The 21,912-nt window shown below is 63.9% G+C and carries 14 protein-coding genes and 2 riboswitches; of the genes, 11 read left to right on the top strand and 3 right to left on the bottom strand.

Translation table 11 applies throughout. The features are described 5' to 3' along the window. The first annotated feature begins 88 nt into the window (after positions 1-88). The 6 genes from ASILVAE211_RS04090 (at position 89) to cydC (ending at position 9,023) form a co-directional block, all read left to right on the top strand. On the top strand, positions 89-1,213 hold the full coding sequence (locus tag ASILVAE211_RS04090; RefSeq protein WP_227319992.1) for an FAD-dependent monooxygenase: 1,125 nt from the start codon (positions 89-91) through the stop codon (positions 1,211-1,213). A gap of 71 nt (positions 1,214-1,284) precedes the next feature. Next, a riboswitch (glycine riboswitch) is annotated at positions 1,285-1,377 on the top strand. Positions 1,378-1,380: 3 nt separating this feature from the next. After that, positions 1,381-1,469: riboswitch (glycine riboswitch) on the top strand. A gap of 34 nt (positions 1,470-1,503) precedes the next feature. Further along, a complete protein-coding gene (locus tag ASILVAE211_RS04085) occupies positions 1,504-2,757 on the top strand; it encodes a D-amino acid dehydrogenase (protein WP_227319991.1) in 1,254 nt (417 codons plus the stop codon). 262 nt (positions 2,758-3,019) lie between these two features. Continuing rightward, on the top strand, positions 3,020-4,459 hold the full coding sequence (locus ASILVAE211_RS04080) for a cytochrome ubiquinol oxidase subunit I (RefSeq protein ID WP_227319990.1): 1,440 nt from the start codon (positions 3,020-3,022) through the stop codon (positions 4,457-4,459). A 52-nt stretch (positions 4,460-4,511) separates the two neighbouring features. Next, the gene (locus ASILVAE211_RS04075) at positions 4,512-5,555 is read left to right on the top strand and encodes a cytochrome d ubiquinol oxidase subunit II (protein ID WP_227319989.1); all 1,044 of its coding nucleotides are present in this window, start codon (positions 4,512-4,514) and stop codon (positions 5,553-5,555) included. A 40-nt stretch (positions 5,556-5,595) separates the two neighbouring features. Continuing rightward, the gene (gene cydD, locus ASILVAE211_RS04070) at positions 5,596-7,362 is read left to right on the top strand and encodes a thiol reductant ABC exporter subunit CydD (protein WP_227319988.1); all 1,767 of its coding nucleotides are present in this window, start codon (positions 5,596-5,598) and stop codon (positions 7,360-7,362) included. Continuing rightward, complete coding sequence (gene cydC / locus ASILVAE211_RS04065) at positions 7,359-9,023, top strand: thiol reductant ABC exporter subunit CydC (protein WP_227319987.1); 1,665 nt, start codon at positions 7,359-7,361, stop codon at positions 9,021-9,023. The genes cydD and cydC overlap by 4 nt, the downstream gene beginning before the upstream one ends. Before the next feature lie 11 nt (positions 9,024-9,034). On the opposite strand, the gene ASILVAE211_RS04060 is transcribed toward cydC, so the two are convergent. After that, positions 9,035-9,619, bottom strand: a complete 585-nt coding sequence (locus ASILVAE211_RS04060) for a Maf family protein (protein ID WP_227319986.1) — start codon at positions 9,617-9,619, stop codon at positions 9,035-9,037. A gap of 18 nt (positions 9,620-9,637) precedes the next feature. Further along, positions 9,638-11,959, bottom strand: coding sequence for an AsmA family protein (locus ASILVAE211_RS04055; protein ID WP_227319985.1), 2,322 nt, complete (start codon positions 11,957-11,959; stop codon positions 9,638-9,640). Positions 11,960-12,164: 205 nt separating this feature from the next. Between ASILVAE211_RS04055 and ASILVAE211_RS04050 the strand changes: the two genes are divergently transcribed. From ASILVAE211_RS04050 to ASILVAE211_RS04030, 5 genes are all read left to right on the top strand, one after another. Then, positions 12,165-17,039: a Hint domain-containing protein gene (locus tag ASILVAE211_RS04050; protein ID WP_227319984.1), complete on the top strand. Its 4,875-nt coding sequence runs from the start codon at positions 12,165-12,167 to the stop codon at positions 17,037-17,039. Next, positions 16,978-17,475, top strand: a complete 498-nt coding sequence (locus ASILVAE211_RS04045) for a sigma-70 family RNA polymerase sigma factor (protein WP_227319983.1) — start codon at positions 16,978-16,980, stop codon at positions 17,473-17,475. Before ASILVAE211_RS04050 ends, ASILVAE211_RS04045 begins: the two co-directional genes overlap by 62 nt. Beyond that, positions 17,472-18,227: an anti-sigma factor family protein gene (locus ASILVAE211_RS04040; protein ID WP_227319982.1), complete on the top strand. Its 756-nt coding sequence runs from the start codon at positions 17,472-17,474 to the stop codon at positions 18,225-18,227. The genes ASILVAE211_RS04045 and ASILVAE211_RS04040 overlap by 4 nt, the downstream gene beginning before the upstream one ends. Positions 18,228-18,659: 432 nt before the next feature. After that, the gene (locus ASILVAE211_RS04035; RefSeq protein WP_227319981.1) at positions 18,660-19,937 is read left to right on the top strand and encodes a porin; all 1,278 of its coding nucleotides are present in this window, start codon (positions 18,660-18,662) and stop codon (positions 19,935-19,937) included. A gap of 159 nt (positions 19,938-20,096) precedes the next feature. Continuing rightward, complete coding sequence (locus ASILVAE211_RS04030; RefSeq protein WP_227319980.1) at positions 20,097-20,900, top strand: DUF72 domain-containing protein; 804 nt, start codon at positions 20,097-20,099, stop codon at positions 20,898-20,900. Positions 20,901-20,909: 9 nt separating this feature from the next. Here the strand turns inward: ASILVAE211_RS04030 and ASILVAE211_RS04025 are convergent, their stop codons facing one another. Then, on the bottom strand, positions 20,910-21,806 hold the full coding sequence (locus ASILVAE211_RS04025) for an AraC family transcriptional regulator (RefSeq protein ID WP_227319979.1): 897 nt from the start codon (positions 21,804-21,806) through the stop codon (positions 20,910-20,912). Positions 21,807-21,912 lie beyond the last annotated feature (106 nt).

The raw sequence follows: 21,912 nt of genomic DNA, 5'->3' as shown, positions 1-21,912 counted from the left end.
CCAGTTCCGCTGCCCCGGGATTGCAACTGTCCAGCGGGCGCCCAAATCTGGCATTCTGCGACAACGCAACAAGACCAGGTGCCAAGCCATGCCCTCTGCCCTGATTTCCGGCGCCAGCGTCACCGGCCCAACCCTCGCCTTTTGGCTTGCCCGCGCCGGCTGGTCGGTGACGCTGGTTGAGAAGGCGCCGGGCATGCGCGCCGGCGGCCAGGCCATTGATATTCGCGGTCCGGCGCTGACCGTGATCGAGCGCATGGGCCTGCTGCCGGCTGTGATGGCACTGCGCACGCATCACAAGGGCATGACGGTGCTGGACAGGCAGGGCCAGGAAATCTCCCGCACCACGGAACGCACGGCCAGCGCCGGGCGGCTCGATTCCGGCGATGTCGAAATCTTTCGCGATGACCTGTCCCGGCTTCTGGTGGAAGCGAGCCAGGACAAGGTCGAATACCTCTATGGCGACAGTATCGAGGAGCTGGAGGATGACGATACCGCCGTCCTCGCCAGTTTTCGCCGCGCGGCCGACCGGCGCTTCGATATCGTTGTGGGGGCCGATGGCCTGCGGTCGAACGTGCGCTGGCTCGCCTTCGACAGCGACGGCCGCTGGCTGGCGCCGCTCGGCGTCGGCTTCGCCATCTACACGGTTCCCAATATCCTGGGCCTGACGGATTGGCAGCTGTCCTTCCGGGACGAGACTTCGGGCTATGTCATCTACCCGTCGCAGACGAATGAGGATCTGCGCGTCAATCTCGGCTTCGCCCTGATGCCGGACGAATTCCCGCGCGGCGACCCGGAAGCGCAGCGCGATATCATCCTGCGCCGCACCGCCCATCTGGGCGGCCCGATTCCGGCCCTGCTGGAGCATCTGCCGGAAGCGTCCGACCTCTGGTTCGGTCCGCTCGCCCAGGTCAAGATGCCGTCCTGGTCGAATGGGCGCGTGGCCCTGGTGGGGGATGCCGGCTATTGCCCCTCGCCCTTCACCGGCCAGGGTACCAGCCTTGCCATTATCGGCGCCTTTGTGTTGGCCAAGGAACTGGCGCGCACGCCCACCGACGCAGAGGCCGCCTTCCAGCGCTATGAGGCGCGGATGCGCCCCTTCGTGACGCTCAACCAGGATCTGCTGTCTTTGTCCCGCCAGGGGCCGGCGCCGGATGACGTCTTCGACCGCGCCAAGAACGGCATCGATCTCAGCGACTACTGGTCCGCACCGTAGCGCCTGCAATGCGCCATCCGCAACGGCGTCCCTGGTCATCATGCTTGACCGTAAAAGCCAAGCTGCGGATAAGGGCGCTAGCGGAAGAGCCCATCCCGAAAGGGGTGGCACCGAAGGAGCAACCGCCCCGGAAACTCTCAGGTAAATAGGACCGCTGCTGGTTTCGACTCTGAAAAGTGGGCTTCAGCCCACGCCGATGGTGTAAGCTTTCATTCCAGTGACTGGATGAAGCGATGCTCTCAGGCCAATGACAGAGGGGGCTCAGGCCGCAGTCGCGGCACGGAGCCTCTATGTCTGCACATCTCCCCCCGACCGCACGCCCATCGCGTGTCGCCGTCATCGGCGCCGGCGTCACCGGCATTACCACGGCCTATGCCCTTCTCGGCCAAGGCCATGCCGTGACCGTCTTCGACCGTCAGCCCTATGCCGCGATGGAGACGTCCTTCGCCAATGGCGGCCAGCTTTCGGCCTCCAATGCGGAGGTCTGGAACAGCTGGGCGACGGTCCTCAAGGGCATCAAATGGATGTTCACGCCGGGCGCGCCCTTGCTGCTCAACCCAGCCCCGTCCTGGCACAAACTTTCCTGGATGGCCGAATTCGTCGCCAATATTCCGCGCTATGAGGAGAATACGGTCGCGACCGTACGGCTGGCCATCGCAGCGCGCCGCCATCTCATCGCCATGGCGGAAGCCGAGGGCATCGACTTCAACTGCGAACAGCGCGGCATTCTCCATTTCTATGGATCGAAAGGCGAGTTCGAGGCAGCGGGCCGCGTCTCCGCCCTGCTGGCCCGGGGCGGGCTGGAACGCCGGGCGGTGACGCCGTCCGAAATCCGCGCCATCGAGCCGAGCCTGCACGGCGAAATCTATGGCGGCTGGTACACGCCATCGGACTTTACCGGCGATATCCACAAATTCACCTTCGGCCTGGCCGCCGCCTGCGCGCGCAAGGGCGCCAGCCTGCGTTTCGGCCGCGACGTGACGGCCGTGCGCGCCACCAGTGCCGGCATCGACGTGCAGTCCCGCGACGCGGAATCCGCAACGGAGTCTGCCCTGGATCATGACCTGTTCGACAAGATCGTCATCTGCGGCGGCGTGCGCTCGCGCGCCCTGGCAGCCCAATTGGGCGACCGCGTCAATATCTATCCGGTCAAAGGCTATTCCATCACCGTCGACCTGACCGATCCGGCGGATCAGGCGCGCGCCCCCTGGGTCAGCCTGCTGGACGACCGCGCCAAGATCGTCACCAGCCGCCTCGGGCATACGCGCTTCCGTGTCGCCGGGACGGCGGAGTTCAATGGCGAGAACAAGGATATCCGCGCGGCGCGCATTGACCCGCTGATTTTATGGTGCCGCACGCATTTCCCGGGCATGAGCACGCGCCAGGCGGTTCCCTGGGCAGGGCTGCGCCCGATGCGTCCGAACATGATGCCGCTGGTGGGGCCTGGGCGTGATCCGCGCGTTTTCTACAATACCGGCCACGGCCATCTCGGCTGGACCCTTTCGGCCGCGACGGCGCAGAGCGTGGCGGCGCTGATCGGCTGACCGTCCGCAGCCGTGCGGCCCCGCATGCCTTCTATCCCCTAGAATCGTTGACACAGATCAATTTAGTAGTACCGTAATTTCAGAAATTTCTGAAATTACGGCCCTCTATGACTGACCGTGCACATCTCTCCCCAATGTCATCCGCCCGCCCCTGGCGCTTGGCCACGCACGGAATAGAGATGCCTTGCAACCCAAGTTCGGTCATAAAACGAACGGGTCAGGAAACGATCTGCCTAGCCAATTCCGTTACGGAGCGTGAGTGATGTCGACGAGTGCATTGTCCGTATTCTTGTCGCGGCTGGACTTCGCATGGATCACCACCATGCATATCCTGTATCCGCCGCTGACCATCGGCCTGGCCGTTCTGCTATTCTTCGCCGAATGGCGCTGGGTCGCCACCAATGACGAGCATTGGTACCGGGTGGTGCGCTTCTTCGGCCGCCTCTTCATCGTGAATTTCGCGGCCGGCGTCGCGACCGGCATCACCATGGAAATGGCGTTCGGCATTCTCTACGGCCCCTTCTCCCAGGCCTCCGGCCCCTTCTTCGGCCAGGTTCTGGGCTACGAGACCATCACCGCCTTCATGTATGAGGCGGGCTTTATCGGCCTGATGGTTTTCGGCTGGGGCAAGATCAGCCGTGGCATGCATCTGTTTGCCACCGCCAATGTCGCGATTTCGTCCTGCCTCTCGGCCATGTGGATTCTGGACGCTAATTCCTGGATGCAGACGCCGACCGGCGTCGAGTTCAAGAACGGCATCTTCCAGGTGACGGACTGGTTCGCGGCCCTGTTGAACCCGGATGTCTGGCTCGGCTTCCCGCATATGCTGTTCGCGGCGATCGAACTGGCGCTGTGCTTCGTCATCGCAGTCGCGGCCTGGTTCGTGCTGACGCGCAAGCATGTCGACCTCTTCCAGCGGCCACTGAAATGGGCCGTGCTTGCCCTCGTCATCATCGCGCCCTTGCAGGTCTATCTGGGCGACGGGCTTGGCCTGGTGGTCGCCGATGACCAGCCGGCGGCGCTGGCCGCCATGGAAGGCCATTACAATACCTACAATCCGGACGGCTCGGTCGATACCAGCTGGCAGGTCGTGGGCTGGCCGAATGCGGCGGGTGACGGCATGGCCTGGTCGATCAGCATTCCGCATGTGCTGAGCCTGCTGGAGACCCATACCTGGAACGGCAAGGTGGAAGGGCTGAACAGCTTCCCGAAGGCCGACCAGCCCCCGGTCGTGATCCCCTTCTATGCCTTCCGCATCATGGCCGCCGCCGGCGGTGCCATCATGCTCTTCGCCTTCTGGGGCGCCTTCCTCATCCTGCGCGGCCGCTTCGCGGTGAACCGCATCTTTCAGAATCGCCTTTTCCTGTGGGCCGCGATCCTGGTCGGCTTCCTGCCCTATATCAGCATCTGGTGCGGCTGGTGGGTACGCGAAATCGGCCGTCAGCCCTGGGTTGTCTATGGCATGATGCGGACGGAACAGGGCGTCAGCCATATGGACCTGACCTCCGCCGTCCTTTGGCTGCTCGGCTATATCTATTTCGAACTGATCGTCTGGGGCAGCACCTGGTTCTTCTTCGCCAAGGTGATGCGCATGGGTCCGGATATGACCAGCCCCGTCACCCATGGCGGTGACCAGCATCTGGGTGAGTTGGAGCCGCGCCACGGCCGAAACGAAGCCCCCTCCTATGTCCGTCCGATCTGAGGCGACCGCTGACATGATCCACATTCACACGCATCATACGGGAGCCTGAACCATGGACGGGCTGAACCATATCCAATCCCTCGTCACCTTCGCCTGGTGGCTGGCACTCGACTTCAGCGTGCTGCTGTACATCCTGCTCGACGGCGCCGATCTCGGCGCCGGCGTCTTCTCCCTTTTCGTGCGCAGCCATCATGAGCGTGGCGCCATCATGTCGGCCATGGCCGGCACCTGGGACGCAAACGAAACCTGGCTGATTGTCGCGGGCGGCGTGCTCTTTGGCACCTTCCCCTTCGTCTACGGCTCGGCCTTCAGCTATCTGATGGTGCCGCTGGCCCTCGCCCTCTGGGGCATGATCACCCGCGCGCTGGCTTTGGAATTCCGCCATCTGGCGGATGAGCCCTGGAAGCGCTTTTCGGATATCTGCTTCGGCTTCTCCAGCCTAGCCGTCGCCTTCTTCGGCGGCATGGCGGTGGGCGCGGTGATGCAGGGCTTTCCGCTGACGAATACGCCGGGCGTGATCCCGACCTATGTCGGCGGTTCCTTCCGCTTCATCTCTGGCTTCAGCATCTGGACGGGCGTTGCCGCCGTCATCGCCGTGACGCTCGCCGGGACGCTGTTCATCCGCGCCCGTTTCGAACATGGCGAGCCGATCCGCGAACAGGCCGCGCACTGGACCAAAACCATCTTCTGGCTGGCGCTGGTCGCCGTCGCCATCACGGTCGTGGCCTCCGCCGCCATCTTCCCCTGGGCGTCCTCGAAATGGTTCGGCCGTAACTTCTGGATCTGGGGCATCGTGCTGCTGGTCGTGATCTTCACGGCCTATAAGATGCGGGTGGCCAGCCATCATGACCGCGATGTCGCGGCCATCCTGTGGTTCAACGCGGCGGTCGCCATCATGGCGGGTGCCATGATGTGGACCATCTATCCCTGGCTCGTACCCGGCACCTGGACCATCTATAGCGGCGCCAGCCCGGCGGTTTCGCTCTTTACCTTCACCCTCGCCATGGGCGGCTTCTTCCCGGTGATGCTGATGTACAACGCCTATCAGATCTGGGTCTTCCGGGCCCGCGTCTCGGCGCTGGCAGCTTATCACTGAGAACAGGACGCCTTCAGGCATCTGACGGCTTGATAAGATCATGACGACCCACAAGCCTCCCATGCCGCGCGCGGTCACTCGCACGCTGAATGGCTGGCTCAAGCGCCGGGCGAAAATCGCCCGGCGCCCCCTCAATACCGCTATCACCCTCGGCGCGCTCAGCGGCCTGCTTCTCATTCCGGAAGCCTGGCTGCTGGCCAAAGCCGTCACCGGGGTTATTTTCGCCCATCGCGGCCTGACCAGCGTCCTTCCGCTGCTTTGGCCGCTGGTGGGACTGTTCTTCCTGCGCGCACTGATGAGCCATGGCGGCACGATCAGCGCGGTTGCCGCCAGCGCCCGCGTGAAGCGCGACCTGCGGCAAACGCTGCACGCCAAAATCGCCCGCCTCGGCGCTGGCTTCATCGGCAGCGAGCGCAGCGGCGACCTCGCCAGCCTGCTGGTGGAAGGCGTCGATACGCTCGACAAATACTACGTTACCTATCTGCCGCAGATGATGATCGCGGCCTTCCTGCCCATCGCCCTGCTGGTCGCCGTTTTCCCGGCCGATTGGGTTTCCGGCATTATCCTGCTGGTCGGCGCGCCGCTGATCCCCATCTTCATGATCGTCATCGGCCGCGGCACCGAACGCCTGAACCAGACGCAGTGGCGCAAATTGGCGCTGATGAGCGCGCAGTTCTTCGATGTCGTCGAAGGGCTGACGACGCTGAAACTGTTCGGCGCCAGCCGCTACGAGGCCGAGATCATCGGCCGCATTTCCGACGAGTATCGCCAGAGCACCATGAGCGTGCTGCGCGTCGCCTTCCTGTCATCGCTGGTGCTGGAATTCTTCACGACCCTCGGCGTCGCCATGGTCGCCGTCTTCATCGGCTTCCGCCTCTATTACGGCCAGATGCATTTCCTGCCCGGCTTCTTCGTGCTGCTGCTGGCGCCGGAATTCTTCCGCCCGCTGCGCGCCATGGGCACGCAATATCATGCGCGCATGGATGCGATTGCGGCTTCCGAACGGATCGTGGCGCTGCTGGAAACGCCGGAGCCGGAAACGGCGCCCGGCACGGCAGCGGCACCTGCGATCTTCCGCACCATCCGCTTCGAGGATGTGCATTTCGCCTATCGCGCCGAGCAGCCGGCGCTTGCCGGTATCGACCTGACGCTGACGCGCGGTGAACGCGTGGCTCTGGTGGGGCCGAGCGGCTCGGGCAAGTCCACCCTCGCCCGGCTTCTTCTTGGACTGGCGCAGCCTGACGCCGGCCGCATTGCGCTGGACGGCACCGACTTGCGCGACATCGCCCCAGAAAACTGGTTCGCCCGTATGTCCTGGATGCCGCAGCGACCGACGCTGTTTGCCGGCACCATTGCCGACAATATCCGCCTGGGCGTGCCGGACGCGACCGAGGATGCGATCCTCCGCGCCTCGCGTGCCGCCGCCGCGCATGACTTCATCACCCGCCTGCCGGACGGCTATGACACCGTCATCGGCGAGCGCGGCCAGGGCCTGTCGGGCGGCGAAATCCGCCGCATCGCTTTGGCCCGCGCCCTGCTCAAGCCCGCCGATCTGCTGATCCTCGACGAGGCCGAGGCGAGCCTTGACCAGACGACCGCTGGCCTTATTCGCGATGCCATTGCGGCGCTGCCGCGTGAGACGACCGTGCTGCTGATTGCCCATCGGCTGGAGACGGCGGAAGCCGCCGACCGTGTTCTGGTAATGCGCGACGGCCGCATCGTCGAATCCGGCACGGCCGCGTTCCTCAAGGAACAGCAGAGCGATTATGCCGCGATGAGCGCGCTGTATCATGAGGGCGCGCTATGAAAGACCTGCGCCGTCTTCTGGGACTGCTGAGCACCAACTGGCATTGGCAGGCCTTGGGCATCCTGCTCGGCATTATCGTCGTGCTCACCAATGTCGGGCTGCTGGCGCTGTCCGGCTGGTTCATCGCGGCCATGGGTCTGGCCGGGCTCGGCCTGCTGCACCTGGAATATTTCCTGCCGGCCGCCGCCATCCGGGCGCTGGCCATCATCCGGACTGTCGGCCGCTATCTGGAACGGCTGACGACGCATGAGGCGACCTTCCGCCTGCTGTCAGACCTGCGTGTCTGGTTCTACCAGCATCTGGAACCCCTGGCCCCGGCGCGGTTGCAGATGCATCGCTCGGGCGATCTGCTCAGCCGTATTCGCGCCGATATCGACAGTCTGGACAATTTCTATCTGCGCGTGCTGGCACCGAGCATCGTGGCGCCCGTCTGCGCCCTGCTGATGGTTGTGTTCCTGGCCTATTTCAGCATGGGTGCGGCACTGGCCGATCTGCTCGGCCTGCTGATCGTGGGCCTGGCTCTGCCCGTCCTCGCCTTCCGCCTCGCGCGCCGCCCCGGCCAGGCGGCCGTCGCGCAGCGCGGTGCGCTACGCGCCGATATCGCCGACACCATCCGTGGCTTTGAGGAGTTGCGGGTCTTCGGCGCGCTGGACCGGCAGACTGCGCAGCATGAAGCGGGTTACGAGGCTTTGATCGGTCACGAGCGCCAGCAGGCGCGGGTGGAAGCGGCATCCGGCGGGCTCGGCCTGTTCGTCGTGCAAGCCACGATGCTGATGGCGCTGATCTGCGCCATTCCGCTGGCCACCGCCAAGCTGCTGTCCGGCCCGGATATCGCCATGGTCACGCTGTTCGTGCTGGCCAGTTTCGACGCCGTCAGCGGGTTGCCCAATGCCTATCGTGCGCTGGGCGAAACCTTGGCCGCCGCGCGACGTATTTTCGAAATCGTCGATACCGCGCCGGCCGTGCAGGAACCGGTGCGGGAAGCGCCACCGCCGGTCCGTTTCGACATCGCCTTCCGCGATGTCGGGCTGCGTTATGCGCCGCATGCGCCCTGGGCCCTGGATGGCGTCACCCTGGCGGTGCCGGCCGGCACCTCCGTCGGCATCGTCGGCCCGACCGGGTCCGGCAAGACCAGTCTTGCCAATCTGCTCCTCCGTTTCTGGGACTGGGAAAAGGGTGACGTGCAGATCGGCGGTATGCCGATCCGCCAGCTGAGCGGCGAAACGGTGCGCGGCTTTTGCGCCGTCATTGCGCAGCAGACGCATCTGTTCAACACCAGCATTCGTGAGAATCTGCACCTCGCCAAGCCGGATGCGACTGACGCCGAGATGCAGGCGGCCCTGCGCCAGGCCGGCATCTGGGACGAAGTGCAGGCCATGCCGGATGGGCTGGAGACGATGGTGGGCGAAGTCGGCACGCAGCTGTCCGGCGGCCAGGCGCGCCGCATCGCCATTGCCCGCGCCTTCCTGAAGGACGCCCCGATTCTTGTTCTCGATGAGCCGACGGAGGGCCTGGACGCCCTATCCGAACGGATCGTGCTTGATGCGCTGGCGGCGCTGATGCGCGGCCGCACGACGTTGTTGATTACGCACCGGTCTCAGGCCCTGCGCAATGTCGATCGCGTCCTGCGCATGGAGAACGGGCGGGTCTACGAAGGCTGACGGGCCGCGCCTCACTGACGTCGCAGAAACCCGAGCAGCGGCAGAAGCGGCAGGCCGAGGATGGAAAACCAATCCCCTTCGATGGCCTGGAACAGGCGGATGGCCGGTCCTTCCACCCGATAGGCACCGACGCTGTCCAGCAGCCGATCCCCTTCCGCCGCCAGCACGGATGCAAGCTCGGCTTCCGTGAAAGCATGAAGCGTCAGGCGCGGAGTTTCCACATGGCGCCACAGCACGACGCCGTCACGCCAACAGACAACAGCGGTCGGCAGTTCGTGCATCCGCCCGCGCAGATGACGGAGTTGATCGGCGGCGGCGGCCATATCCGCCGGCTTGTCGAACCAGACGCCGCCGCAATCCAACATCTGATCGGCGCCGATCACCACGCGGCCCGGAAAGCGCGCGCCGATGGCGGCGGCCTTGGCCTCAGCCAGTTTCAAAGCGGTCGCTGGCGCATCCAGCCCGCCCGCGCGGCAGATTTCCTTGATCGCAGCCTCATCAACGTCGGCGGAGTGCGCATCGAACGCGACACCAGCGGAGTCCAGCATCTGCCGGCGGGTTGCCGACTTGCTGGCCAGGATCGGAGGATGACCCATAGGACGCGTCTCAGCCTCTCATGATGAACCGGGCGGCGCGGCGCAGCCCTTGGCCGTATCGCCGCCGAACAGCCCGTCCAGCAGCAGGCCCACCTTATCCAGGACGGAAGCCTGAAGCGTGCCCTTGGCCGTGCGCCAGGGTCCATCCACGATAACCGGCACCGCAACCGAAGACCCCACGATGCGGGCCATGGGATGGAGCTTCAGCGCCATCGTCTCGGCCCCCATATTCACCTGCCCGTCCCCCGCCATCTGTAAATAGGTGCTGTCGAGCGCGATGGTTTTGAAATTGGCGATGCCCTTGGTGAAGCTGCCGTCCAGCGCGAAGCAGCGGATGGCCGTCTGCCCTTGGGCCGGCACGGTGATGTGCAGCGCATCCAGCGAGGCCTGAGCCAGAAGCTTGAGCGTCGCATTGCTGATGCTGCTGGCGCCCATGCGGGCGGAGAGCGACCCGGTCAAAGTGCCGGCCATGGCATGCAGGCTTTTGCCTTGCGCGGTCACCACCGTATTGAGTGCGAGATTGCCCGCCGCCGGCCCGGGCAGCCCCAGGCGCCCGGTCAGGAAAGCCAGCGGCAATGCCGGCGCGCTCAAGCGAAACTGCACCGCCGGTATGGCCGGGGTCGCATCGGCATTCAAAGTGACGGTGGCGAGCGCGGGTGACGCGCCCAGGCGCAGCGGATCGAGCGTCAGGCGGCCATCCTTCACGCGCAGGCCGAGGCTGAGATGATCCCAAGCCTGATGCAGGAAGGTCAGCCGGTCGACCTCGGCCCGCAGATCGATATCGGGGCCGCGCAGCAGCGGCCAAGGCAAGGCTGTGTCCGAAATCAGCGGGCCATTCGACGCGGCCGCCGCTGGCGCTGGCTTGGCCGCGCTATCCGATGTCAGGCCGAAAGCCTTGATCAGCGCGTCCACATCCAGTTGTTGCGCCTGCAACTGTGCCTGCGCGCGCACGGGCAGGCCGATACCGATCGTGGCACTGCCCGCCAGCGTGCCGGAACTGGTGGCGAGCGTCGCTTTGGTCAGGCCGATCTGCGTCAGCGCCGCCGGCAAGGCGATATTGCCGCTGAAGGTGATATTCGTGAGGTCCGGCACAGCCGGCGAGACGAGCGCGCGCAGCTTGGCCAAAGCGGGCATATGCAGGACGGTCGCGGCATCCAGCCCGGCGAAGCGCAGGCTTGTGAGCGCCAGTGTGCCGTCCAGTTTCAGATCGGCGCGGTTTTGCGCGAAAGCCTGGGCGGTCAGATGCAGCGCAAGGCGGTTGGCGGCATTCGGGTCGGCCGGCATGCCGAGATTGGCGGCGAGCGTGAAGGGTTCCGTCTGATATTGTCCGGCGGCCTTTACCTGCGCCGTGCCGCCGGCATGATCGACCGCCAGACTGACCGCGCCGAATTGCAGGCCGGGAATGACGCTGGTGAAATCGGCACTGCCGAAACGGACGCTGCTCTGGCCGATAATGGGCAGGTCGCCGCGCACCGGCCCATTGGTCACATGGGTGGAAAAAACGAGACCATGCAGCGCGGGCAGGCCCAGCGCCGGCAGCAAAGCGTTCAAGGCTTCCAGTTTCGGGGCCTGTCCCTGCACGGTCGCATCGAAGCTGCCGTCCAGGCTGGCCGTGCCGGCCGCCTTGGCCGTGGCGCCGAAAGCCGCGAAATCGAGCCGTGTTTTCCAGGGCGCGGAAACGCCGCCCGTGGGCGTGCCATGAACGGCGACCGTGAAGGGCGCGAAATCGGAATAGACCAGGGTGGAGGCGATGCTGACCGGGCCGCCGTCCTGACTGTGACTGTAGTCCAGCGCCTTCACGCCGACGACCGTCGTTTTAGCCGGCAGCCGGAAGGTGATCATGCCATTGACGATATGAACCGCGCGAATGCGCAGACTGAAACCGCCAGAGGATTTGACCGGAGGTGTGGCGGCCGCAGGCATATTGGACGCACCGGCCGGCTGTGCGGCCTTAAACAGCCAGTTCGGCTGATGATCCACTTCCTCGAACAGGATATTCGGCCCGGTCAGGCTGAGGTTCAGAATCTCCAGCCGGTGCCACAGCAAGGCAGGCAGAGATAGCTGCGCGCGGAACTGGTTGACCCGCACCATATAGGAGCGGGATCCGCCGGGCAGGTTGGCAAGCTGGACCTTCTCGGCCGTGATGACCGGCCAGAGAGACAGGCTGACGCTGAGCGGCCCATCCAGCGTCAGGGCGCGGCCGGTGGCCTTGAGCACAACCGCCTGGATCTCGGGCTTATAGTCGTTCGGATCGATCCGGCTGAGGAAAAAGGCCCCTGCCCCAATCGATCCCACAACCAAAACAGTAACGACGCCAATGAAGGCTCGACGGACAGACAAAACCCCAACCTTCTTTCGGCGCGATACGCTGCAATCTCTTTGGCCTGCCTTGGCCATAAGACGCAAGCGTTGCCGCTAGCTCATGATGCGATCTGCGAACCCGCCCTTATTCTCACGAAAGCGTGTGGTCCTGAATAAAACGGCAGGATCCCGAATCTGCTGCGGCTAGGCCCGTGCGGTGCGGGCTCTGGACCGGAGCCTGCCCATGTCAGCCACCACACTTGTCGCGAAGCCCAGCTACGATCTCGATGCGATCGAGTTTCAGCTTCAGACGTCGTGGGGAACCTCGCCCTTCTTCAAGGCCTGGCCGATTGGCACCACCGTCACCTATGCCATCGCGTCCAATGTGCCGGTGCAAAGCGACAGTGGCTGGGAGGCGATGACGGATGCGGAAGTCGCAGCCGCGCAGAAGGCTTTCGCGATCTGGGACGAGTTGATCGGCAATATCCAGCTTGTCGCCGTCACCGACCCATCCCAGGCGGATATCACCTTTTCCTATAGCGGTGACATGCCCGCATCCGAGTCCGGCGTGACAGGCGGAACGCTTGGACCGCAGGTCGATTCCCTCGGCAGCTATCCGGATTTTCCGATCACCCAAGCGACCGTGCTGATCAATGCGAATAGCAACACGAATGCCAGCAACGCGCTGACGCTCAGCAGTTTCGGCTTCACCACCTTTCTGCACGAAATCGGCCATGCGCTGGGCCTGTCCCATCCCGGCAATTACGACGCCACGGACAAGACGAAGCCGACTTATGCGGCGGACGCCGTTTATGCGCAGGACTCCCTGCAATATTCGATTATGTCCTATTTCGGGCCCGACTTCGCCGATGGATGGCATCTGGATACCAATGGCGGCCTGAACCCCTCGACGCCGATGCTGGATGACATCGCGACGATCCAGTCCAAATACGGCGTCAATTGGAATACGCGCGACACCGACACCACCTACGGCTTTCATTCCAATGCCGGCTGGGACTTCTTCAACTTCGATGACGACAAGCAACCTGTCTTCACCATCTGGGACGGTGGCGGCAATGATACGATCGACGCCTCGGGCTATGCCGGCAAGCAGACCATCGACCTCATGCCCGGCTCCTATTCCAGCCTGCTCGGCTATACAGACAATGTCGCCATCACCTATCAGGTCGCCAATATCGCGGACCCGACCGACACCAATCTGATCGAGAATGCCGATGGCGGCGACGGTGACGACACCATCACCGGCAATAGCGCGAATAATTTCCTGAACGGCAATGGCGGCAATGACACGCTGTATGGCGGCGCCGGACTCGACACGCTGAATGGCGGGTCCGGCGATGACGTGCTCGACGGCGGCGGCAGCGGCGAAGAGACGATCACGACGCCCAACGGCACCGTCTTCGGCACCGATACCCTGACGGGTGGCACCGGCAGCGACACCTTCGTCTATGCCAGCGGTTATCGCCTGACGACGATCACGGATTTCAACGTCAATACAGACTCGCTCGACCTCACCAAAACCGGTGTGCATGACTGGCAGACTCTGCTCAGCAAGGCGACGCAGGTCGGCAATGACACGGTCATCGAATTCGCCAAAGGCAGCCACGGCGTCAATGACGATCTGACCTTGCAGGGCGTCTCGCTCTCCGATTTCCAGAACATGGACCCTGGCGCCGTCAGCTTCTCGCCCGATACTACGCCGGTCTTTGGCGGCTTCGATATTCTGCCGAACCCAAGCAGCGATTTCACCACCGAATACGCCTATGTCGCAGCGCTGAATGGCGGCGGTTTCGCGGCGTTGCGCCTGTCCGTCGCAGAGGTCGGGTCGCAGGCGCTTTACGTCTTCCGCTACGATGCGCATGGCGTGCTGATCGACAGCATACAGGTCAATAACGAGCCCTGGGACGGCGGTTCCATGAGCATGATGCGGCTCGGCAGCGGCAATATCCTGGTCGTCTGGGATACGTCGACGCATGGCGCCGGCGGTGGCGCGGGCATTCGCGGTCGCATCCTGGACGCGAACGGCAACCCGATCGGCGATGATTTTCTGGTCAATACCGGGCACAGCTCGGGCAGCGGCCAGATCAACTGGCATGTATCGCTGTCATCCTCCTCCAGCGGCGGCGCGGTGCTGACCTGGGCGGCGAATACATCCGAAGCGGTGCCAGAAAGCCAGAAACTGCATGCCTTCCGCAACGGCGTCGATGCCAGCGGCAATGTTGCCGGCAATGACGAGGATCTGGGCGTCTTTGCAAGCTACGCCTTCAACAATGTCTTCGCGATTCCAGGTGTGCTTTCCTACTACATGACGTCGACCGGCAGCGGAAATCCCTACCCTGTCTGGCATGCCATGTATCAGCTCGGCGGGTCGGGCGTTCCGGTCCAGATCGACAATAACGACTTCATCCCCGATGAGAACGGCGCCGCATCCCCGCCCTTCAACGCTATCCAGCTCACCGACGGCCGCATCCTGTTTCAATATTCCAGCGGCTATACCTCGGGCTATTCGGAACGGGTCAATGCCGAGAAGATCGTCATCCTCGATCCTGCGACCGGCGGCTTCACCAAACCCGGCACGGGGGGCGACGATTTCCTGAAAGGTGGCAGCGGCAATGACCAGCTTTACGGGCTGGCCGGCAATGACACCTTGCAGGGCAATGGCGGCGGCGACCTGCTGGACGGCGGCGCAGGCACGGATACGGCCGATTATGCCCTGTCGCTGAAACCCGTCACCATCGACCTGGGTGTCACCGGCCCGCAGGCCGGTGATGGCGACGGCACTGGTGACACCCTCGTCTCCATCGAGAACCTGACCGGCAGCAACTATAACGACATCCTGCGCGGCGATGCGGGCGCCAATGTCATCAATGGCAGCTACGGCAATGACACGATCGAAGGCAATGGCGGCGCCGATACCCTGCTGGGCGGCGCCGGCAACGATCTCATCACCCTGCTTGCCAATACGACAGATGGCAGCATTCCCACGGCCCATGGCGGCGCCGGCAATGACACCCTGTACGTCGATGGCACGGGCGGCGTCATCTACGGCGATTCCGGCGATGACAGGCTTATCATCAGAGGGTCCGGCGATAGCGCCTATGGCGGTGACGGCAACGACACGCTGACGGTAACCGGCGGCGGCGACAATCTGCTGGACGGCGGCGACGGCGACGACGCGCTGACCGGCGGCTCCGGCAATGACACGCTTTATGGCGGCGCGGGCGATGATTTCTATGGCGCCTCGGGCGGCAATGACATCATCGATGACACATCCGGCACCGGCGACACGCTGATTTATCTTGGCGCCATCGACGCCTTCACAATCCGCTACAACCCCGCGACGGGCGGCTTCACGATCACCGATACCCGACCGGGCGCACCGGAAGGTAATACGACGGAGACCGGCATCGACCGCTTTGCCTTCGGCGGCGGCACGGTCATGAGTGCGGATCAACTCCGCGCCTATGTCGCCGCGCAGGGCGTCTCCGGCCAGGTTGAGGACGGCTATATCGCGGGCGCGACGGTCTTCGCCGATACCAATTTCGACGGCATCCCGGATGACGGCGAAGCCTCGGGCGTCAGCGACGCCACCGGCCATTTCACGGTGGGCGACGCCGGGGCCAATCTGTTCTCGACCGGCGGCACGGATACCCTGACGCGGCTGGCGCAGACCCTGCCGCTCGGCACGCCGGCCGGCGCGCGGATGATCACGCCGCTGACGACGCTGCTGTTTGGGATGAGCGGCGCGTCCTCCGCACCGCGCGTGCTGTCGGCCTTCGGCATCGGCGGCAGTTACGATCTTCTCAACAGCGACCCTATAGCAGGCGTGAAGGCCGGCAATGCCGATGCCGCCGCCGCCTTCGTGGCCGGCGTGAAAGTCATGAATACCTTGGCCGCCGGCACGGCCTTTCTGGGTGCGGTTTTCAGCACCGATGCCACAAGTTCGTTCTGGACCATGCTGAACCAGGGCCTGGCTCTGGTCTTCAACGACATGACGACCGTCAACCTCGCTGACCCGGCGGTGATCCATGCGGCGCTGACCTATGCCATCTATCTGCCGGTCGACGCGGACGCCGTGGACAAGGCCTCCGCCGCCATCGCGGCCTTGAATGCGGCAGCGGATGCCCGTGCGACCCTCACGGGCGATGCCCTGCTGATCGCGGAAAGTGCAGTTGCCCGCACGGCGCAGGCCGGCCTCACCCCGGCCTTGTTCGCAGCTGGCCCGGACGCGACCAAGCTTGCTACTTTGCTCACCCAATTCACCGGCACGGCGCTGGATCAGGCGATTGCCGCCAATGCGGCGCAGCTCGGCGATGTCGACAGCGCCCCCTGCTTCGCCGCCGGCACACGCATCATGACGTCCCGCGGCGAAATCGCGGTGGAGCACCTGCTGGCGGGCGACAAGGTTCTGACGATCGAAGGATGGTGGCAGCCCATCCGCTGGATCGGTCGCCGGCGCGTGGATTGCCGGCGGCATCCGCGTCCGGAGATCGTGCTGCCGGTGCGTGTGGCGGCGGAGGCCTTCGGCGCTGCCATGCCGGCGCGCGATCTGATTCTGTCGCCGGATCACGCGATCTATGCCGAGGGCGTGCTGATTCCCATCAAGCATCTTATCAACGGCACGACGATTGCCCAGGTCGCGACCGAGCGGGTGACCTATTATCATATCGAGCTGGACCAGCATGACGTGATTCTGGCCGAAGGCATGCCCGCCGAAACCTTTCTGGATACAGGCAATCGGCGGTCCTTCGCCAATGGCGGCACGGTCGTGCAACTGCACCCCGATTTCAGCCGCCCCGTCACGGATAGTCATCTGGTGCGCGACGCACTGGCCTATGCGCCGCTGGTGGTGGCCGGCGCGGACATAGAGCGCGTCAGGGCGAATCTTCTGCACGGCGCGGAGCGGCACGGCACGGACGAAGCGGCAACGCATTCGCGTGAGTCCAAGCCCCTATCATCCATTAGTATGATTATAGCTATGGCCCTGGCCCGGCGGCGCCATGCTAAGGTCGTTTCGGGAGAGAACGGGGCCAGCCGTGCCGAAACGACATCCGGAGTTCGAGCGTCTCGTACTGCCTCATCTCGACGCGGCCTATAATGTCGCCCGCTGGCTGGCCGGAGACCCCACGGCCGCCGATGACATCGTGCAGGAGGCCATGCTGAGGGCGCTCCGCTACCATCAGGGCTTGCGCGGCGATGCCAAGCCCTGGCTGCTGCGCATCGTCCGGAATGTCTTCTACGCGCGGTTGGACGCGCGCCGTCGCGCCGGGGAAGTGCCGCTGGACGGCATCGGCCTCGACCGGCTGCCAGGCGCGACCGGCACCCCTGAAACCGATCTGGACCAAAGCCAGCGCAGCCAGGCGCTTGACCGGGCCATTGCCGGCTTGCCCGAGGAATTGCGTGAATGCCTGGTTCTGCGAGAGCTTGAGGAGATGACCTATAAAGAGATCGCGGAGATCGTGGAGGTGCCGATCGGGACCGTGATGTCGCGGCTGTTCCGGGCGCGGCAGTTGATGACGGGAGCCGCTCTATGACCCGCGAATCCTGCGAAGGCATGGACCTGCTGATCCAGGCGGAACTGGACGGCGAACTGGGCGCGGCCGAGGCTGCCGCCCTTACCGTCCATCTGGCGGGTTGCGAAACCTGTCAGGCCCTGCGGCAATCGCTCGGCAGTCTGTCGGCGCGCCTGCGGGCGGACGCCCCGCGCTATGCCGCCCCGCCTCATCTGCGCCGCGCGGTGCTGGCCGACGTGGCGTCGCAGCCATCCTGGCGCGGGCGCGTGGCGACACGCTGGTCGAAACGGGACGCCGGCTGGTTCGGCGCGGGCGCGGCGCTCGCCGCCGGCTTGTCGCTGCTGGCCTGGCTGCCGCTGCACAGCCCTGATCAAAGCAACACGGATGCCTTCGTCTCTGCCCATATCCGCGCGCTACAGCCCGGACATCTGTTCGACGTCGCCTCGACAGACCGGCATACCGTCAAGCCGTGGTTTGACGGCAGGCTGGATTTCGCCCCGCCGGTCAGAGATCTGGCAGCCCAGGGCTATCCGCTGACGGGTGGCCGGCTGGACTATATCGCCGGGCGGGCGGTGGCGGCGCTCGTCTATCGGCGCGACAAGCACCTGATCGACCTTTTCGTCTGGCCCGGCAGCGGAGCCGCGTCATTCCACGTGGTTCAAGGCTACAATATATTCGCCTGGTCGCAGGGCGGCATGAATTTCCGGGCCGTCTCGGACCTGGAGGCCGGTCAGATGGACCGGTTCAAGCATCTGCTGACCGGCAAAACCTGATTTTCCGTCTGCCTAGGATGGCTTGCATTCCGAATCTTGTGTTCCAGACTTAAATTTTCCCGGAACAATGCTGCCCCACTTAAGGCCGCGCGGTTTGACGCATTTCCGTCATCCGCGCCGCCTGCCTGCGGTGGTAATCCAAAAATTCGGCAGACAGGCTAAGAAATTAAGAACGTCATTGCATCGAAAATACAATTTGGATCTTTTTCGGAACGTTATTAACACGCCATTCTGTATAAGTCTTATTAGAAAAGTACATAGTGTGATCAAATAGCGACACGCGCTGTTGTTGATTTATCAGCAGACAAAAATGCCACACATAGCTGTTGCAGCCGGGCCACTATCGTCATAGTTCAATGGCATCTCAGGTCAGCGATCATCCCCGGATGATTTCGATGACCATTCAACAATAGATTCCATTGGAACCAAACAATGCGACAGACTCTATTGGGCTGCACTGCCCTTCTCGCCGGCATCGTCGGATTTGCCAGCGTCAATGCCGCGATGGCGCAGTCCGACACCAGCCTCGCTCCCGGCCAGGTCAAAGTCCGCCTGAACGGCCGCGTGAACTGGTATGCGGGCGTCGAGTCCTCTTCGCTCGACAATACCGGCGGCACCAAGACCTCGACCGACAGCTTCTACGGCTATATGCGCCTTTATCCGGGCTTTGACGGCGTCGCCGCCAACGGCCTGCGTTACGGTGCGGCTGCCGAGATCCGTGAAAACAGCGGCTCGGGCGCCAGCAGCGAAACCCTGTATGTGCATCAGGCTTACGGCTATCTCGGCCTGCCGCAGCTCGGCCAGATCAGCTTCGGTGCCCAGAACGGCCCGAACGTCCTGTTCCAGACCGGCACGTTCGAAGGCTTCAACGATGGCGGCTGGAATGGCGATATCGAAGCCATGGTGCCGGAATCCGCGATCCCGGAATACGGCTGGGCCGATGGTAATTCCAACTACTCTGAGTCGACCGACAAGATCGTCTACCTCTCCCCGACGCTCGGTGGCTTCCAGTTTGCGGTCGGCTTCACGCCGAACAAGAACTCTCTGAACTACGCACCGGCTGTCACCTCCTCCCCCACCGCGATCAGCGGCGGCCAGCCCCGCAACCTGATCGATGTCGGCGGCCAGTACACCAACAACTTCGGTCCGGTCGGCATCCAGGCCGGCGTCGACTACAGCTATGCCGGTCAGGTCGCCTATACCGGTCCCGCCGAAACCAACAGCGTGAACAGCTACCACGATCTGAGCATCGTCCAGGGCGGCATCACGGCGACGTATGGCGGCTTCACCGTTGGCGGCAACTCGGAATACGGTAACTTCAACGTGGCCGACAGCTACGACATCGACCTGGCCCCCACGGGTGGCACCAAGGCCGTTGGCTGGCTGGTTGGCGCTCAGTATGCGACCGGCCCGATCGTGGTCGGCGCGAGCTTCTTCCGCCTCAACCAGACCGGTGACCTGCCGGGCGGTGTGGATGCCGGTTCCGGCGCGAGCATCACCGCAGACGGCCTCAGCAGCGGCCAGCAGCAGAACACCGGCGTCGCCGTCGGCGGCACCTATACGCTGGTCCCGGGCGTGAACCTGTTCGCCGACTATCTGTATGGCACGCGTGAACAGGGTGGCTACGACTTCTCGACCGGCAATGCCGGCACCGAGCACAACACGGCGCAGGCCCAGCTCTTCGGCTTCGGCACGCAGATTCAGTGGTAATTGGCTGACGCCAACACCACCGGTCAGATTGACTGACTAAGACGGGCCGCCAGGTGCAAACCTGGCGGCCCTTCTGCTTTTGTGCCTGTTATGTGAAGCAGGTTTTGCCTGCTCAGTGCTGGCGGCCTATCCTGCCCCGTACAGAACGGGGCAAGTCACATGGCCAAGGCAGTTGAGGGACAAATCCGGATCGGCATCGGCGGCTGGACCTTTGAGCCCTGGCGCGGCACCTTCTACCCTGAGAAATGGCCGCAGAAGCGCGAGCTGGAATATGCCGCAGGGCAACTGACCGCCATCGAGGTCAACGGCACCTATTACGGCTCGCAGAAGCCCGAAAGCTTCCGCAAATGGCATGACGAGACGCCGGAGGAGTTTGTCTTCTCCCTGAAAGCCTCGCGCTATTGCACCAACCGGCGGGTGCTGGCCGAAGCGGGCGAATCCATCGACCGTTTCCTCAATAGCGGCATCACGGAATTGCGGGACAAGCTGGGGCCGATCAACTGGCAGTTCATGGCGACGAAGGCCTTCGACCCAGTCGATTTCGAGGGCTTTCTGAAACTGCTGCCTAAGAGCGTGGACGGGCGCGCGCTGCGCCATGTGGTGGAAGTCCGGCACGAGAGTTTCCGCCATCCGGACTTCATCGCCATGCTGCGCGCCTATGGCGTGGCCGCCGTGGTGGCGGGCGATTCCGAATTCCCGCAGATTGCCGATGTGACGGCGGATTTCGTCTATGCGCGCATCATGGGCACCGAGGACGCGCACCCGCTCGGTTATGCCGACAAGGCTCTCGATCAATGGGCAAAACGGGCAAAGCAATGGGCCAGGGGCGAAATGCCGTCAGGCCTGCAAAGTGCCGCACCACTGAAAGCCGACGGCAAGCCGCGCGATGTCTATCTGTATGTCATCAGCGGCCATAAGGTGCGCAACCCGGCTGCGGCGAAAGCGCTGATCGAACGGGTTTAACAGCTCGTATCAAGCGGCCTGAAAGGCCACCTGCATCTGGCGCGCATCCCGCTTGGGCGGTGCGCCGAACATGCGGGCATATTCCCGGCTGAATTGGGACGGGCTTTCATAGCCCACCTGAAAGGCCGCCGCCTCGACATTGACGGCTTGCGCAATCATCAGGCGCCGCGCTTCCAGAAGTCGCAGCTGTTTCTGATATTGCAGGGGCGTCATCGACGTCAGCGCCTTGAACTGGCGATGAAAGGCCGACGGGCTCAATTGCGCGACGGCCGCGAGTTCCTCCATCCGCACGGGCTCGGCAAAGCGCTTGGCCAGGCTATGCATCGCCTTGATGACGCGCTGTGACGGACCCTGGGCCAGGCATATCCGCATGACCTCGCCGGCATGGGGACCGGTCAACAGCCAGTAGCAGATTTCGCGCATGATCAGCGGATAAAGCGTCAGCATGGCGTCCGGCTTATCCAGCAGGCGCACCAGACGCAGCGCGCAATCGGCCAGCGGCCCCAGGAAATTGGTAACGAAGACGCCCCGTCCGCTTTCGCCGGCCGACTGTGGGGGTGCCTCCATCGCTTCCGCGACGCTGCGCATGATGGCGGTGTCCAGCTCAAAGGCCAGAACCAGGCAAGGCTTGTCGGGGCTGGCTTCCGTCACCCGGCCGACGGACGGCGCCTCCACCCCCACCACCAGCGCTTCACCCGCGCGATAGACCAGGCGGTTGTCGCCGAACGTCGCCCATTTGGCACCCTGCGCCACGATGCAGATGGCCGGACGCGAAATCATATGCATCGGTGGCTTGGGATGGTCGGAGCGCAGAATGCCGATCTGCCCGCCCGCATGCGCGATCACGCTCTGGCCGGGATGACGGTCCGTATAGCGCAGCATGGCCTCGGCCAAATCGTCCAGCATGACAAGCCTTGGCCCTCATCCGATCCCTGCCTCTCTAGGGTCGAAAGCAGGATTAGGCAAGAATGAACGCAGTTCCGGCATTCACCGTAGCCGCATCCTGTCGCCA

Origin of the sequence: Acidisoma silvae, assembly GCF_020618775.1 — a bacterium.
Classification (GTDB): domain Bacteria; phylum Pseudomonadota; class Alphaproteobacteria; order Acetobacterales; family Acetobacteraceae; genus Acidisoma; species Acidisoma silvae.
Note: the sequence above shows the minus strand (reverse complement) of the source record. Positions and strands in the feature narration are given on the sequence as shown.

Bases quoted from the DNA above. Each gene is read 5' to 3' on its own strand.
- ASILVAE211_RS04090 (WP_227319992.1), top strand. From the start codon at position 89: ATGCCCTCTGCCCTGATTTCCGGCGCCAGCGTCACCGGCCCAACCCTC.
- ASILVAE211_RS04085 (WP_227319991.1), top strand. From the start codon at position 1,504: ATGTCTGCACATCTCCCCCCGACCGCACGCCCATCGCGTGTCGCCGTC.
- ASILVAE211_RS04080 (WP_227319990.1), top strand. From the start codon at position 3,020: ATGTCGACGAGTGCATTGTCCGTATTCTTGTCGCGGCTGGACTTCGCA.
- ASILVAE211_RS04075 (WP_227319989.1), top strand. From the start codon at position 4,512: ATGGACGGGCTGAACCATATCCAATCCCTCGTCACCTTCGCCTGGTGG.
- cydD (WP_227319988.1), top strand. From the start codon at position 5,596: ATGACGACCCACAAGCCTCCCATGCCGCGCGCGGTCACTCGCACGCTG.
- cydC (WP_227319987.1), top strand. From the start codon at position 7,359: ATGAAAGACCTGCGCCGTCTTCTGGGACTGCTGAGCACCAACTGGCAT.
- ASILVAE211_RS04060 (WP_227319986.1), bottom strand. From the start codon at position 9,619: ATGGGTCATCCTCCGATCCTGGCCAGCAAGTCGGCAACCCGCCGGCAG.
- ASILVAE211_RS04050 (WP_227319984.1), top strand. From the start codon at position 12,165: ATGTCAGCCACCACACTTGTCGCGAAGCCCAGCTACGATCTCGATGCG.
- ASILVAE211_RS04040 (WP_227319982.1), top strand. From the start codon at position 17,472: ATGACCCGCGAATCCTGCGAAGGCATGGACCTGCTGATCCAGGCGGAA.
- ASILVAE211_RS04035 (WP_227319981.1), top strand. From the start codon at position 18,660: ATGCGACAGACTCTATTGGGCTGCACTGCCCTTCTCGCCGGCATCGTC.
- ASILVAE211_RS04030 (WP_227319980.1), top strand. From the start codon at position 20,097: ATGGCCAAGGCAGTTGAGGGACAAATCCGGATCGGCATCGGCGGCTGG.
- ASILVAE211_RS04025 (WP_227319979.1), bottom strand. From the start codon at position 21,806: ATGCTGGACGATTTGGCCGAGGCCATGCTGCGCTATACGGACCGTCAT.